General features: G+C 68.6%; 16 protein-coding genes. 9 read left to right on the top strand and 7 right to left on the bottom strand.

The window, feature by feature from the left end:
• Positions 1-5 precede the first annotated feature (5 nt).
• Positions 6-725 (bottom strand): hypothetical protein, encoded by a 720-nt coding sequence (locus NOV74_RS07015; protein WP_257310483.1) that lies wholly within the window; start codon positions 723-725, stop codon positions 6-8.
• Entirely contained in the window at positions 725-1,360 is a 636-nt protein-coding gene (locus NOV74_RS07010; RefSeq protein WP_257310481.1) for a hypothetical protein, read from the bottom strand. The genes NOV74_RS07015 and NOV74_RS07010 overlap by 1 nt, the downstream gene beginning before the upstream one ends.
• A gap of 135 nt (positions 1,361-1,495) precedes the next feature.
• Between NOV74_RS07010 and NOV74_RS07005 the strand changes: the two genes are divergently transcribed.
• Genes NOV74_RS07005 through NOV74_RS06995 form a run of 3 tightly spaced genes read left to right on the top strand, consistent with a single transcriptional unit; the run spans position 1,496 to position 3,447 of the window.
• Entirely contained in the window at positions 1,496-2,149 is a 654-nt protein-coding gene (locus NOV74_RS07005; RefSeq protein ID WP_257310479.1) for a hypothetical protein, read from the top strand.
• A complete protein-coding gene (locus NOV74_RS07000) occupies positions 2,146-2,583 on the top strand; it encodes a protease complex subunit PrcB family protein (protein WP_257310477.1) in 438 nt (145 codons plus the stop codon). Before NOV74_RS07005 ends, NOV74_RS07000 begins: the two co-directional genes overlap by 4 nt.
• 24 nt (positions 2,584-2,607) lie before the next feature.
• The gene (locus NOV74_RS06995; protein ID WP_257310475.1) at positions 2,608-3,447 is read left to right on the top strand and encodes a CFI-box-CTERM domain-containing protein; all 840 of its coding nucleotides are present in this window, start codon (positions 2,608-2,610) and stop codon (positions 3,445-3,447) included.
• On the opposite strand, the gene NOV74_RS06990 is transcribed toward NOV74_RS06995, so the two are convergent.
• The 3 genes from NOV74_RS06990 to NOV74_RS06980 all read right to left on the bottom strand — a co-directional run bounded on the left by NOV74_RS06990 (position 3,444) and on the right by NOV74_RS06980 (position 7,066).
• Positions 3,444-5,351 (bottom strand): serine/threonine-protein kinase, encoded by a 1,908-nt coding sequence (locus NOV74_RS06990; protein ID WP_257310473.1) that lies wholly within the window; start codon positions 5,349-5,351, stop codon positions 3,444-3,446. The genes NOV74_RS06995 and NOV74_RS06990 overlap by 4 nt on opposite strands.
• An 82-nt stretch (positions 5,352-5,433) precedes the next feature.
• Positions 5,434-5,919, bottom strand: coding sequence for a hypothetical protein (locus tag NOV74_RS06985; protein ID WP_257310472.1), 486 nt, complete (start codon positions 5,917-5,919; stop codon positions 5,434-5,436).
• 1 nt (position 5,920) lies between these two features.
• On the bottom strand, positions 5,921-7,066 hold the full coding sequence (locus tag NOV74_RS06980) for a zinc-ribbon domain-containing protein (RefSeq protein ID WP_257310470.1): 1,146 nt from the start codon (positions 7,064-7,066) through the stop codon (positions 5,921-5,923).
• A 108-nt stretch (positions 7,067-7,174) separates the two neighbouring features.
• On the opposite strand from NOV74_RS06980, the gene tmk reads away from it, so the two are divergent.
• The 4 genes from tmk (at position 7,175) to mce (ending at position 9,602) form a co-directional block, all read left to right on the top strand.
• Positions 7,175-7,831: a dTMP kinase gene (gene tmk, locus NOV74_RS06975; protein ID WP_257310574.1), complete on the top strand. Its 657-nt coding sequence runs from the start codon at positions 7,175-7,177 to the stop codon at positions 7,829-7,831.
• A complete protein-coding gene (locus NOV74_RS06970; RefSeq protein ID WP_257310468.1) occupies positions 7,831-8,844 on the top strand; it encodes a DNA polymerase III delta subunit-related protein in 1,014 nt (337 codons plus the stop codon). The genes tmk and NOV74_RS06970 overlap by 1 nt, the downstream gene beginning before the upstream one ends.
• A gap of 64 nt (positions 8,845-8,908) precedes the next feature.
• Positions 8,909-9,151 carry a DUF2492 family protein gene (locus NOV74_RS06965; RefSeq protein WP_257310466.1) on the top strand — a complete coding sequence of 81 codons (243 nt, stop codon included), beginning with the start codon at positions 8,909-8,911 and terminating at the stop codon, positions 9,149-9,151.
• 46 nt (positions 9,152-9,197) lie between these two features.
• On the top strand, positions 9,198-9,602 hold the full coding sequence (gene mce, locus NOV74_RS06960; RefSeq protein WP_257310465.1) for a methylmalonyl-CoA epimerase: 405 nt from the start codon (positions 9,198-9,200) through the stop codon (positions 9,600-9,602).
• Here the strand turns inward: mce and NOV74_RS06955 are convergent.
• Entirely contained in the window at positions 9,547-10,527 is a 981-nt protein-coding gene (locus NOV74_RS06955; RefSeq protein ID WP_257310463.1) for an ion channel, read from the bottom strand. The two genes, mce and NOV74_RS06955, sit on opposite strands and share 56 nt — an antisense overlap.
• A 104-nt stretch (positions 10,528-10,631) precedes the next feature.
• The gene (locus NOV74_RS06950) at positions 10,632-11,546 is read right to left on the bottom strand and encodes a prepilin peptidase (protein WP_257310461.1); all 915 of its coding nucleotides are present in this window, start codon (positions 11,544-11,546) and stop codon (positions 10,632-10,634) included.
• A 66-nt stretch (positions 11,547-11,612) separates the two neighbouring features.
• On the opposite strand from NOV74_RS06950, the gene NOV74_RS06945 reads away from it, so the two are divergent.
• Together NOV74_RS06945 and NOV74_RS06940 are read left to right on the top strand one after the other, a co-directional pair.
• Complete coding sequence (locus tag NOV74_RS06945) at positions 11,613-12,251, top strand: peptidylprolyl isomerase (RefSeq protein WP_371748410.1); 639 nt, start codon at positions 11,613-11,615, stop codon at positions 12,249-12,251.
• Positions 12,252-12,254: 3 nt separating this feature from the next.
• Positions 12,255-12,980, top strand: coding sequence for a lysophospholipid acyltransferase family protein (locus tag NOV74_RS06940; protein ID WP_257310459.1), 726 nt, complete (start codon positions 12,255-12,257; stop codon positions 12,978-12,980).
• Positions 12,981-13,043: the final 63 nt, after the last annotated feature.

The following is a 13,043-nucleotide window of genomic DNA, read 5'->3' as shown; positions in this document are numbered from 1 at the left end:
CAGGCTCACCGGAAGATGGCGTAGGGAATGAACCCAAGGCAGAGGAAGCCGAGGACGACCAGCCAGGTCTCGGAGGCGGGATCGAAGAACTTCTCCACGGCCCCCGGTTTGCCATCGGGCCTGACGTACCCCGGGCCGACATCCCCGGCCCGGCAGATGGGGAGGTCGGGGAGCGGCTCGCCGCGACCTGCGGCCTGGGCTAGGGCCAGGGCACGGTCGGCGGTCGCGATCTCCTCCTTCCGTTGCAGGATGAAGCGGAACCGCTCCTTGGCATCGAAGTCGAATTCGTAGGCCTGACCCGTCCATTTCGTCCCCGAGTACTCCTGCACCCGCTGGAAGGCGCGGGCCTCGGGAAGACGGTAGATGTCGAGGGGGCGGTGGCTGCCCCGGCCCTTCACCAGATTGAAGGGGGTCAGCAGGAGAAAGGGCGGGAACTCGGCCCGGAGGACCCGGACGTACTCCACCAGGGCCAAGGGACCGTAGACCAGGCCCAGGAGTCCCACCCAGGGCACGTAGGCATCCGCCGGGCGAGGCCAGTCCTGGAAGTCCGCCATCAGAATCCAGGCGGAGGCGAGGCCGAGGCCGAGGCAGAGCACCCCCATGACGGGCAGCCATCGCCTGCCATCGGTTCGATAAAGCGTTCCCTCGCCCAGACCCCGCGCCTGGACGATCCGCCGGAGGCGGTCCAGACGATCGGGCGGCAGATCCTCCAACCGGACCCGCATCAGGCAGGACCAAACGGGCGCTCGGGCATTGCCGAAGGCCGGGCTGTCCCGGTCAGGCCCTGGTAGGTCGCCTCGTCCACCTGCTCGGGATTGGCGTGGGCGAGGGCGGCGATCCACTGCGGCTGGGCCGCGACGTAGACGGAGGTGCCTGCGTCGAGGCCCCACCGGCCGCTGCCGGTGTAGAAGGCAGCCTGCCCCCAGACCGCCTGACTCGGCTGGAGCGGGTGGCGCCGGCGCTTGAGGTAGCGGGCCGCCAGATAGGTGAGTACTGCGACCCCCAGCCCGACCACCGCACCCCCGGCGATGGCGAGGTTGGCCATGAGGCTGGTGCAGACACCTGTCACCGGGTCCCGCAGGACATCGGACAGGGCGACCGAGGCCGCGATGGTGGCGATGAATCCGAGGACCACCCCGACGTACCCCCAGCGCCGCAGGGTCGCCCCCGAGGCGGCCTGGGGACGGCAGGTCCCGCAGTAGGTGAAGGTCTGATAGTAGGTGGTACGGGTCACCCAACCCTCGAGGCCCTTGTAGCCGTAGCGGATTTTCAGGTCCGCCGGACCAAGGCAGTTGGGGCAGACCGCAGGGATCACCTGAGCCTTCCCCTTCATGACGATGCGCGTCCAGTTTCGCGGCATGGGTCCTCGCAGGTGGTTGGATTGGAGGGCAGTATCGGATGATCCGGGCCCGATTCAAGTCACGAACTAGCCCAATGGCCTTGACGAAGGTGTTGGGACTGCGATCCTGGGGCGACCCCCCTGCCTGGATGCCCGATGGAGAACAGGACCTTTTCTGCCTGCCCGATCCCCCGGCCCGGCCGCCGGGCGGGGTTCGTGCGGCATGACCTGTTCCTTCTGGCGACGCTGGTCTTTCTGGCCCTGGCGGTGGTGCTGCCCCGGCTTCTCCACGGCCAGTGGAAAGGGGCGATGCTCGGCCTCCTGATCCTGGGAGGCACGGTCCTGGCCGGGATCCTGCTCCTGCTGGCGGTGGACTGGCTCCAGCAGCCGTCCGACCGGCCGGTCCAGGGTTGGTCGGAACGCTTGGCGTGCGCGATCGGCCATCTTCTGCGCTTCGCCCTCTTCGGGTCCATCGGTGCCATCATCGCTTCCGCCCTGGCCGCCAACCACCGCGTGGGGGCACACGGGGAGAACCTCGCCGCGGCGGTGACCGGCGTGCTGGCCGGCCTCCTCGGCACCGCCCTCTACCTCCACCTGGGGAAGACCCGGTTCTGGCCTGGCTTCAGGCGATTCGCGCTGGCCTCTCTGGGGGCGTTTTTCGGCGGCATCATCGGAATCCTGGGCCCTGATCCCTGGGGCGTCGACGCTGGGATCCTCCTTCCCCTGGTTGTGTTCCTCGTCCTGGCGCTCCTGGGTCGCATCGCCCCCGCGCCACCGGTGGAGATCCCTGACTCCCGGAGAGGCCCATGAACGCGCAACTGTTCGTGCTGTCCCTTTGCTTTTTGCTGGGCACCTCGCCTGTCCGCTTGGCTGCGGGCATGGCCCAGGGGGTGGAGGACCAGGAGTGGCGGGGACGGTACCACGGTGACTCCGAGACCAGCGCCGAGGTTGTGACCAACACGGCGCAGTGGAACCGGCTCTGGCGTCGCCTGGACCAGTCGGCCCCGCCCCTGGACTTCACCCGCTGCTGTGCCGTGGTGGCTTTCGCGGGGCGGCGCCCCACGGGTGGTTTCACCCTCGAATTCCTGAACGCCGTGCCCCAGGGGGACGACCTCCTTGTTCGTTGGCGGGTGCGGCCGCCAGCCCCCGATGCCTTCGTCACCCAGGCCTTCGCCCAACCCTGGAAGGTGAAGGTTCTGATGAGGCCCAAGGGCACCGTGAAGGTGGTGCGTGCGGAGCCATGAGGCCCAGCCCAGATGAAAGGTCCCATGAGTGATGAAGGCATCGAACGGGCGACCACGCAGTTCCTGGAATCCATCCAGGAGCGCTTCCAGATGGCCGAGTACGCGGATTCACGCGGCCATCGGATCGAAACCCTCCTGCCCGAAGAAGTGGCGGCACTCCGGTCCCTCATGGCACAGTGGACCGCCCAACGGGAGAGTAAGAACCTCGAACTGGTCCTGGAACTGGATGAGCGGGCCCGGAAGCATGTGGTGGCCTTCTTCGGGATCCTGCCCCTGATCGAGGCCCGGCTTCAAGGGCGCAAGGGGGGGGTCCTATACCTGGCCTGCGACGGCAACGGCGAGGCCGGGGCGCAACTGGACCACGGAGCCTTCATGCTCACGGGGTCTCCAGTGACCTTCGGCACGTGGGAGGAAGTTCTGCCCCGGTTCGAAAACGGGTACAAGCCGGTCTCCCTGGCGGACCTCTGGGTGATCGGGGACTTGGACTGGAGCGGGAACCCCGTGGGTGACCCGATCGCGGCCCAGCGCCGGGAGGGCCTACAGCGGGTCCGGATGTCCCCGGCCTGCAGCAAGGTCCTCCTGCACCAGCGCGGGAAGGCCAGCCTGGTCGCCTTTCCGCTCAAGAAGGGGGGCTGCTTCATCGCCACCGCCGCCTGCGGATCCCCGGATGCCTGGGAGGTCGAGGTTCTGCGGGGCTTCCGGGACGAACGGCTGCTGAGACGTCGCTTCGGCCGGTTCGCCGTGGACGCCTACTACCGGATCTCCCCGCCGCTGGCCCGGTGGATCGAGCGATCGCCCCGGCTCCGCCGGTGGGTCCGCCGCGCCCTGATCCAACCCCTGGCGCGCCGGTTCAAGAGAGCCTAGCTGAAGGCCTGACAGGCCCGGATCAGCAGGGGATGATCCGGCAGGATCCGGAGCCCGTTCTGGAGGCAGGCGCGGGCCTCCGGAAGCTGATCCAGCTGGGCCAGGGCCGTGGCCTTGGCTGCGTAGGCGGCTGCCACCCGGGGATCGAGTTCCAGGGCCCTGCTAGCGGATTCGAGAGCCTCGCCGAAGCGCCCCAGCTCCACCAGGGCCGTGGCCCGGTTGCTCCAGGCTTTGGCGTAGATGGGATTGATGATGAGGGCTCGCTCGGCGCTTGCCAATGCCTCGTCTGGACGGCCCTGCCAGCGGAAGAGAATCGCCTGGTTGTTCCACGTCATGACCGCCGCGGGATCCTCAGCCAGGATGCGGGCGATCAGGTCCAGGGCTTCGTCTGCAGGCAGCCGCTCAACCAGCAAGAGGGAGATGGCGTTCAATTCCGCGTAGCGTCCCGTCTCGTGGCACCTGCGGATACTCCGCTCCAACCAGGAGGAGGTTCGCTGGTCGTCCCCGGCGTCTCGGGCGGCCAGGGCTGCGTTCACGAACGGGATCACCTCCTCCGGGGCGCTTCGATGAGCGGATTCAAAACAGGCCAGAGCCCCGGGAAAGTCGCCCCGGCGCATCCGCACGCGGCCCAGGGCGCAGTGGGCCTTCCAATGGGCCGGATCCAGCCGCAGGGCCGTTCTGGCCGCGTCCTCCGCCTTTCCCAACCGCTCGAGGTTCAGCCAGGAGCCGGCGAGGTTGGCCAGGGCGTCGGCCTGGGCAGGGGCGTCCGGCTCCAGGGACGGTGGCGGTGGGGTTCCCTGCAGCCGCAGGTGCATCGCCTCCAGGGCTGGCACCAGTTCCTGGAATCCGGCCGGCCGTGCCTCGGGATCGCGCTGGAGGCAGGCGAGGATCAGGTCGGCGAAGGGGTCCGGCAGGCTGGGATCCGTGCGCCTTGGGTCGGGTGGGTCCTGTACGCGGTTGAGCCAGGGCTGGTCGTCCGGGAAGGGTCGCCGGCCGGTGACCGCCTCGAAGAGGGTCGCGCCGAAGGCGTACACATCCGTCTGCGAAGTCCGACAGGGTGCCTCCAGGTACATCTCCGGCGCGACGTAGCCGAATGTGCCAGCCAGGGTGTCCGCCTCGGCGTCTGTCCCAAGCCCCGGGCAGAGCGAGAGGCCAAAATCCGCGACCTTCACGGATCCCTCCCGCGTGATCAGGAGATTGGAGGGCTTGAGGTCCCCGTGCACGAGGCCGAGCCGCCGCTCTGCATAGGCCAGACCCCGGGCCACGTCCACGGCCACCCACAGGGCCCGGAGCCAGTTCATCCGTCCGGCCTGGATTTCGTGGTGCAGGCTTCGGGCCCCCTCGACGTACTCCATCACCAGGAAGGGCAGCCGGAGGTGCTCCTCCACGCCATAGGCCAGGACGATGTTCGGGTGGGCGCCAAGAGCAATCCATTGGGCGGCCTCAGTGTGGAAGGCGTCCAGGGCCCTGGGTCCGATGAGGTGCTGGCGGAGAGGGGTCTTGAGAGCGACCCGGCTGTCCCCTCGCCGGTAGGCCTCGCCGGTCTTCGCCTCGCAAACGTAGACCCGGCCGAAGGCCCCGTTGAGGCTGTCAAGGATGCGATACCGCGCGGCGATCCAATCACCCTTCTTGAGGGCCTCCCCAGAGGCGGCGGCCTTGATGAAGGCCTCTCCCAGCCGTTCAATCGCCGCCTTCGGGGCCAGCAACACCGTGGATCCGTACACTTCCGCCAGACGCTCGGCCGGGATCACCCCTTCCCGCTGCAGACGCTCCAACTGCGGGCCATCATCTGGGCCGCAGTGGAGGATCTCCCGGAACTGCTCAGGCGTGATCCATTCCCGTTGAAGGGCCACCAGGGCGCGGCCGGGTTCCAGTCGGGCGGAGAGGGGGGAATCCATGGGCATGGCCCTCCTCGTAGGTTTGAGGCGATCCCGGGGTCGGTGGGACCCGAGCCGTCGCCACCGCCCAACGTCACTGGGATGGAGGTCAGTTCCTCAGTTCGATGGCCAGCAAGAACCGGTCGCCCTTCGCGAGGCGTTCCTTCACCTGGGTGAAGTTCAGGTCGAAGGTCTCGGTCTCGCCGGGCTTGATGGTGCCGACTTTGGTGCCGCCAGAAGCCACGCCCAGCAGCTTGCCGTCCTTGTCCAGCACGGCCACGGCGAAGCCCGGAACCTTGGGGTATTTGGCGGTATTCGTCACCTCCACCTGGGCCCGGGTGCCGAACTCGGCGCCCTGGAGGATGTTGAAGAACCCCGGCTTCACCTCCCGCCGGTTGAAGAAGATGCTGGTGACCTTGAGGCCATCCACGTTCACCGTCAGGGGGATCATGCGATCCCAGGCGAAGGGGAGGGTCTCGGCGTAGTAGGAGAGGGAGACTTCGGCGACTGGGGCAGGCGCGGGGGTAGCCGCTGGCGGCTGAGTGGCCGGGGCCTGGGTGAGGCAGACGAGGGCGGCGAGGGCGAGGATCTGCATGTCAGTTCTTCCCGAAAAGGCCACCGAAGAGGCTCTTCTTGGGAGCGATCTCCAGGATGGGGGAATCGAAGGAGGAGCCCGCGTCCCCGCGCTCGCGCCGCAGGCGTTCAAAGATCGGACGCAGACCGGGGACTTTGTGGGCTTCCAGCCAGTTCTCGCTGTGTTGCCTGGCCACCAGGTGGTGCTCCAGGATCCGGCCTTCCTCGATCCAGGCGGCCAGCTGGGCCATGGTGAGGCTCGGGTAGATTTCCTCGCCGATCTTCAGGCGCAGCCGTTCAGCGCCAGTGTCCTCGGCCGGAGCGGGTTCAGTGGCCTGGACGGGCGAGGGGGCCGGACTCGGCGGTGCCGGGAGAGGGGACAACAAGTCCGAGGGCCGCAAGGCCTCCGTGGGCTGGCTCGGCGCGCCCGTTCGCAGGGCGGCCATGAGGTCCTCCTGGGAGAGGCGCATCGTGGCGGTGGAGGGCGCCTGGAGGGTCTCCGGAAGGTGGCCCGTGAAGGTGGGCTCGTCGCCGTCCGATCTGGGCGGCAGGCCGGGGGGGGTGGCGCCCCCCTTGCCCAGGGTGGCCTCCAGGGCCGACAGCGTGGCTTCCATGTCCGTGGGCCCGGACTCCTTGGGAGCCTTCGACGCTGAGGGGACCTCCGGCATGCCGGCGAACAACTTGCTGATGGCATCCCGGGCGGAGCTGTACGTGCCGGTCAGGGTGTCCTCGCCGACTTCCGGCACCGCGGCGTCGGGGGCCACGGGGGCGACTGAGGGCGCGGCGAAGGGGGCCACCGCTACCGGAGTTGCTTCGATCGGTGCGGCCTCACCCGGTATCCCGGGAAGGGATGTCGAGAGGCCCGACAGGGTCTTTTCCAGTATTTCCGCGTCCGTGCTCTCCAGATCGCCCAGGGTCAGGGAGGAGGGGGCCGGCGGTGCCTCCTCAAGGTGGGCGGCTGGCACCGGCTCCAGGGCAGCGGCTATGTCCGCCAGGTCGTAACTGGCGGTGGCGGCAGGGGCCTCGGGCGGCGGGAGTGGGGCCGCGTCATGCAGGGGGAACACTTCGCCGCAGGAGAAGCACCGGGCCCGGCGGAGGAAGGGTTTCAACCGCTCTGGACGCAGGCGGTATCGGGTGGAGCAGCTGGGGCAATGGATCGCTTCGGCCACCTGGAACTCCTGGAGTTTCAAGCAGGATAGCACTGCGGCGGAAGGCGGCCAAACCGCGAAGGCCCGACCCCCGGGTATCCTCATCGGACGGAGGTCCGCTTGCGGGGCGTGTTCATCACCATCGAAGGCGTTGAGGGTTCGGGGAAGTCGACCCAGATGCTGCGGCTCTCCGAGCGGCTGCGGCATCTCGGCCTGCCCCTGGTGGTATCCAAGGAGCCCGGCGGCACGACCCTGGGCCGGGAACTCCGTCGCCTGTTGCTCGAGCCCCACGCCAGCGGCGAAACCTGGTGCGCGGATGCCGAGCTGCTGCTCTTCTATGCGGACCGGGCTCAGCACTTGGAGAAGGTGATCCGGCCCGCTCTGGCCGAGGACAAGGTGGTGCTGGTGGATCGCTTCGAGGATTCCACCCGGGCCTACCAGGGCGCCTGCGGTGTCTCCGAAGCCACTCTGGACCGCCTCAGCGAGATCGTGCTGCGGGGCCTGCGCCCGAACCTCACCGTGCTGCTGGACATGGATCCGGAGGTGTCGCTCCAGCGGGTGGAGGTCCGCAACCTGTCGCTGGGGGGGGAGTTCGCGGAAACCCGCTTCGACCAGGCGGCCCTGGAATTCCACCGCAAGGTGCGGAACCGCTTCCTGGTCATCGCCCAGGCCCACCCTGCCCGGGTGGCCCTGGTGCCGGCGCGGGATCCCGTGGATCAGGTGGAAGCCTCCATCTGGGCCCGGGTGGCGCCGCTCCTGCGCAGCGCCGGGTTCCAGGTGGATTGATGTTCGCCCAGGACCTCGTCGGCCACCACGCCATCCGCCAGCGACTGCTGGACCGCCTCCAGGGGGGGCGGATCCGCGGCTCGCTGCTCTTCACGGGGCCCGAGGGCATCGGCAAGCGCCGGGTGGCCCTGGAACTGGCCCGGCGCGAGATCTGCTTCCGCCGCAACGCCTGCGGCCAGTGCGAGGGCTGCCGCATGGTGATGGGGGATGACCTGCCCTTCGAGCTGCCCAACCTGCTGCGCATCGTTCCCGAAGGGAAGGCTGGGGTCATCCGCATCGACCAGATCCGCGAGGGCCTCGATTCCGAGCGCCAGCCGCGGTTCAGCCGGGGCGTCATCGAGTGGGCCTCGCTGGCGCCTCCCGTGGGCTGCCATCGCTGGATCCTCGTGGAGGAAGCCCACCGTCTCAACGAGAACAGCGCCAACCTCCTGCTGAAGACCCTCGAAGAGCCGCCCGAGGGCACCCATTTCATCCTGGTGTCGCATCGCCCCGAAGCCCTGCTCCAGACCATCCGCAGCCGCTGCGAGCGCATCCCCTTCGCGCCTCTGGGCCCGGAGGAGGCCTGGGCCGTCGCCCTCCAGAACGGCTGGACCGAGGTGGACCGCCCCCGCTGGACCGCCCTGGGGGAGGGAGGCCTGCGCTTCCTGGACGAAGCTGCCTTCCGCCGGGCCGAGGCCCAGGTCGAGGCTTGGCTCGCGCTGCTGGGGGGGCGTTCCTTCAGTGAGGCCGGCCAGGCCCTGCTGCCCGAACGGGATTCGTCCGTGGCCCAGGGCGAGCAGCTGCGCCAACCCCTGGAGCTGCTCCTGCGTCTCCTGGCAGACGTGGCTCGGCTGCGTGCTGGCGAAGCTCCGGCGCTGGAACCCTGGCGGGAGGCCCTGGAACCCCTGGCGGCCCAGCCCCGGGACCTGAGGCCGGCCCAGGAGGCTGCCCTGGAGTCCCTGCGGAACCTGACCCGGAACCTCAGCCCCGAGCCCCTGCTGCGGGAAGTGGGACTGGCCCTTCAGGGGGCGTGATCCCGATCACCGCCAACCCCGGTACACTGGATTCAGGAGCCATGACTCCTGAACTGGAGCCCCCATGACCGACCCTCTCTACGGCCACGACCTGCTGTCCCTCCTGGTGGGGAAGGGTGGGACCTGCCGCCTGGAGGAGCTGCGTGCCGCCTCCGTCGCCGCCCACGGCGCCGCGGCCACTTACTGCAACTGCCATGGGGATACCTTCGACTTCGACGGCGTCATCGCCTTCCTGGGCAGCAAGGGCAAGATCCAGCTGGCTGATGGGACCGTGATCCTGGGCATGGCCCCCGCCTGCCAGCACTGAGGTCACTGCCGCCCCGGTCCCGTACACTGGGGCACGGGAGTCCCGCATGAAGCTGCTACGCATCAATCATCTGGGTATCGCGGCGCCGGGCCTGGACGAGGCCATGGCGCGGATGGCGCGCCTCTTCGACATGGGCGCCGACCACACCGAGGCCGTGCCCGAGCAGAAGGTGACCACGGCCTTCTTCCCCGTGGGCGAGAGCACCCTGGAGTTCCTGGAGAGCACCGATCCCGAGGGCCCCATCGGCAAGTTCCTGGCGAAGCGCGGCCCCGGCATCCACCACGTCTGCTTCGAGGTGGACGACATCGACGCCGCCGTGGCCCAGCTCCTGGCCAAGGGCGTCCGCATGATCGACCAGGCCCCCCGGAACGGCGCCCACGGCTGCCGCGTGGCCTTCATCCACCCATCAGAGACCGGTGGTGTGCTGATGGAATTGAGCCAGGGGGGCTGACGGCCTCTTCCAGGGCATCCAGGCGTCCCACATCCAGCTCGGTCATGCCGTCCGCCGTCGCGAAGATCATGGGTTTGAACCTCGCGCCCCAGCTCACCTCCTCGGCAGTGTAGGAGGTTCGGGCGTAGATGGTCTGCGAGAAGGTGTCGTCGAAGGCCTTGATGAGGACGATGAACTCGGCCTTGGCCCGGCGCAGGTCCTCGGACGTCATGCCCCGAAGGGGGCTCTCCTCGTCGATGGGATGGACCACGGTCCAGTTGGACGGGAAGAGGTGGATCTTCGAGCGCTCGAGCGGCAGCAGGGTGTAGCGGCGCAGGCCGGATTCCGGATCCTCGAACGACAGACTCACCGTCGCCTCTACTTCGATGAGCTGATTGCTGCGCATGTTGACGAGGCGGAACATGAAGCCCGTGATCTGCCGGTAGGGGGCCACCACAGCCCTGGCGCTGAAGCGCAGGCAGGCCTGGGGCCGGGAAAACCGCCCATACAGGAGGCCCGTGGCCAGGGCGAAGGTGAGGAGGCCCAGGAGGGACTCCAGGGCCGCCACGGAGCTGGCGAGGGTGCCTCTGGGGCTGATGTGCCCGTAGCCCACGGTGGTGAGCGTCTGGGCGCTGAAGAAGAAGGCATCCTCCAGGCGGGCCGAGAGCGTCTCACCGCCCGGCCGGATGAAGTGCTCCATCCCGACGCCCAGGTAGACGAGGGCGAAGAGGGCGTTGGTGACGAGGAAGGCCAGGAACAGCAGCCCCAGGAAGGGGCCCCAGCCCATGGTGATGAGGTGGTGGTAGAGGTCGTAGGCCCGGAAGCGGGGAAGGCCCAGGCGGCGCACATTGAAGGAACCGTCCTTGTTGACGCCGCGATGGGACCCCCCCTGGAGGCCCAGGCCGAGGTCGTCGGGGAGAGAGGGTCCGCGGAAGGGGGAGACCATGGCGTCCTGCGAGGAAGGGAAAGCCCAAAGTGTAGCGACAGGGAGCCGATCCGCCAGAAAGTAGGTCGCATGCTCCCGCTGGCTTGGGGGCGGGACCGGTCAGGTCAGCCCACCACTCCCAGGTACCCCAACCACAGCGCCCGTCCGAAAAACACCACGACCGGCGTGGCCAGGGCGAGGAAACAGCCGAAGGGCAGCATGGTCTGCCCGCCGGTGCGGCGGGTGAGCATGAGGGGCAGGCCCACGGCGGCGCCCAGGCCCGCACCCAGGAAGAGGATTCCCAGCATGGGACCCCAGCCCCAGAAAGCGCCCAGCCAGGCCAGCATCTTGAAGTCGCCCATGCCCAGGCCGTCGGTCTTGCGGATGGCCTTGTAGGTCAGGTTCAGCAGGGCGGGGGCGCCGTAGCCAATGACCAGACCCAGGAGGCTGGCCTGCCCGGTGACCGTGGGCTCGAAGCCGTGGTAGGCCGGGGCGGGCTGCAGGCCGTTGTGGAAGGCCAGGGCCTGGATCAGCGTGTCGCCGCGGCCCCAGGCGTTCACGAGCGTTTCGGGCCGGACCAGTTGGGGTAGGGCGAACAGAACGCCGAGGGCCATCAGGGGGAACTGGATCACGTCCGGCAGGATCATCTCCGTGAAATCCGTGAAGAACAACACCACCAGCGCGTAGGCGCAGATCACGGCCTTGACCCAGATGAGCGTTCCGAAGGGGAAGAACCAGTGGGCGCTGCCCAGGATCAGGCCGCCCAGCAGCTCCACCAGGGGGTAGCGCACCGGGATGCGCCAGCCGCAGGCCGCACACTTTCCCCGCAGCCACAGCCAGCCGAAGAGCGGCACGTTGTGCCAGGGCTTGATCTTCGCTTTGCAGGACGGGCAATGACTGGCCTTCGTCACCACGTTGCGATCCTCCGGCGCCTCCTGGGGCAGCCGGTGGATGAGCACGTTGGAGAACGAGCCCAGCAGCAGCCCGAAGGGGGCCAAGAAGAGGCTCAGGATCCAGGGTGGAAGGTCGAGAAATGGCATTGAACAACCATACCGGGGACTTCCTTCCGGTTCGCGGCAGAATGAAGGGAACACCCAGGAGTCCCCGTGTCCCGTCTGCTGTTCTGCCTCTCCCTCACCGCAGCCCTGGCCGCCCAAGCGCCGGTTCCGGTGCCCCCGACCTCACCGCCCCCCTCGGCCGCTCCCCTTCCCGTACCGGTGGCCAAGCCCCGGGTGCAGCTGCTCACCAGTTACGGGCCCATCGTGGTGGAGCTGGAGCCCGACCTGGCCCCGGAGACTGTGGCCAACTTCCTTCAGTACGTGAAGGACGGCCACTACAAGGGCACCATCTTCCACCGCGTCATCGAGGGTTTCATGATCCAGGGCGGCGGCCTGCTGGAGAACCTGGACGAGAAGCCCACCCGTGCGCCCATCGTCAATGAGGCGCCCCAGACCTTCCGGGCCGGCCTGAAGAACACCCGCGGCACCATCGCCATGGCGCGCACGGGCTCGCCCCATAGCGCCACCGCTCAGTTCTACATCAACACCGTGGACAACAAATCCCTGGACCATCGGGACATGAGCGAAGATGGCTACGGCTACTGCGTCTTCGGCCGGGTGGTATCGGGCATGGACGTCGTGGACAAGATCGAGAAGGTGCGGACGGAGTGGCGCGAGGGCCAGAGCGGCGTGCCGCAGTACCCCGTGCGACTCAAGGACGCCGTGCTGCTGCCGCAGCAGCCGTAGGTGATGGACCGTCCTGTCCTCCGCCCCCTCCTGGTCTGGATCTTCGGCGCCCTGGCGCTGGCGCTGTCTGTGTGCCTGTGTTTCCTGCTGGCCCCCTTTCTGGGTGGCCCGGGGGCCTTCTGGCTGGTGGCGCCCCGCTACATCCGTGGCACGGCCCGGGCCTTCGGCATCCGCCGGGAACTGGAAGGCTGGGAGGCGCTGCCGCCCGACCTCCGTAGCGGCGCCCGGCCCGCCGTGTTCATCGGCAATCACACGTCGCTGTTTGATCCGCCCCTGATGATCTCCACACTGCCCTGCCGGCCCGTGTTCGTGGCCAAGCGGGAACTGGCGCGGGTGCCCTTCCTGGGTTGGGTGATCTGGTTGGCGGACTTCATCTTCATCGACCGACGCGACCGCGAGGCCGCCCTGGCGAGCCTGGAGGAGGCCGCCATCCGCATCCACGCCGGGCAGGCCATCGTGGCCTTCCCGGAGGGTACCCGGAGTCTGGACGGGGGCCTGCTGCCGTTCAAGAAGGGCGCCTTCGCGTTAGCCTTCGAGGCCGGCGTGCCCGTGGTGCCCTTCGCCATCCGCGGGGGCCCGGACATCCTGCCCAAGGGAGCCTGGCGCGTGCGGGGAGGCCTCTACCGGATCACGGTCGCTGCGCCTCTGGAATCCAGTGCCTACCCCGATGCCGATGCCCTGCGTGAAGCTGCCGAAGCGGCCGTGCGCGGGCTCGTGAATAAGGCCTGAACGCCCTCCGCAAACCCGGTGAACAACCCTTCGGGCATGCGAATCGCGTGCTCCGTGGTGGAC

The sequence above is a fragment of the Geothrix fuzhouensis genome (genome assembly GCF_024609325.1).
Taxonomy (GTDB): domain Bacteria; phylum Acidobacteriota; class Holophagae; order Holophagales; family Holophagaceae; genus Geothrix; species Geothrix fuzhouensis.
The sequence above is the reverse complement of the archived record's forward strand: the minus strand, read 5'-3'. Positions and strand labels throughout refer to the sequence as shown.

Bases quoted from the DNA above. Each gene is read 5' to 3' on its own strand.
- NOV74_RS06995 (WP_257310475.1), top strand. From the start codon at position 2,608: ATGAGTGATGAAGGCATCGAACGGGCGACCACGCAGTTCCTGGAATCC.
- NOV74_RS06940 (WP_257310459.1), top strand. From the start codon at position 12,255: ATGGACCGTCCTGTCCTCCGCCCCCTCCTGGTCTGGATCTTCGGCGCC.
- NOV74_RS06950 (WP_257310461.1), bottom strand. From the start codon at position 11,546: ATGCCATTTCTCGACCTTCCACCCTGGATCCTGAGCCTCTTCTTGGCC.
- NOV74_RS07015 (WP_257310483.1), bottom strand. From the start codon at position 725: ATGCGGGTCCGGTTGGAGGATCTGCCGCCCGATCGTCTGGACCGCCTC.
- NOV74_RS07005 (WP_257310479.1), top strand. From the start codon at position 1,496: ATGGAGAACAGGACCTTTTCTGCCTGCCCGATCCCCCGGCCCGGCCGC.
- NOV74_RS07000 (WP_257310477.1), top strand. From the start codon at position 2,146: ATGAACGCGCAACTGTTCGTGCTGTCCCTTTGCTTTTTGCTGGGCACC.
- NOV74_RS06970 (WP_257310468.1), top strand. From the start codon at position 7,831: ATGTTCGCCCAGGACCTCGTCGGCCACCACGCCATCCGCCAGCGACTG.
- NOV74_RS06990 (WP_257310473.1), bottom strand. From the start codon at position 5,351: ATGCCCATGGATTCCCCCCTCTCCGCCCGACTGGAACCCGGCCGCGCC.
- NOV74_RS06965 (WP_257310466.1), top strand. From the start codon at position 8,909: ATGACCGACCCTCTCTACGGCCACGACCTGCTGTCCCTCCTGGTGGGG.
- NOV74_RS06955 (WP_257310463.1), bottom strand. From the start codon at position 10,527: ATGGTCTCCCCCTTCCGCGGACCCTCTCTCCCCGACGACCTCGGCCTG.
- NOV74_RS06985 (WP_257310472.1), bottom strand. From the start codon at position 5,919: ATGCAGATCCTCGCCCTCGCCGCCCTCGTCTGCCTCACCCAGGCCCCG.
- mce (WP_257310465.1), top strand. From the start codon at position 9,198: ATGAAGCTGCTACGCATCAATCATCTGGGTATCGCGGCGCCGGGCCTG.
- NOV74_RS07010 (WP_257310481.1), bottom strand. From the start codon at position 1,360: ATGCCGCGAAACTGGACGCGCATCGTCATGAAGGGGAAGGCTCAGGTG.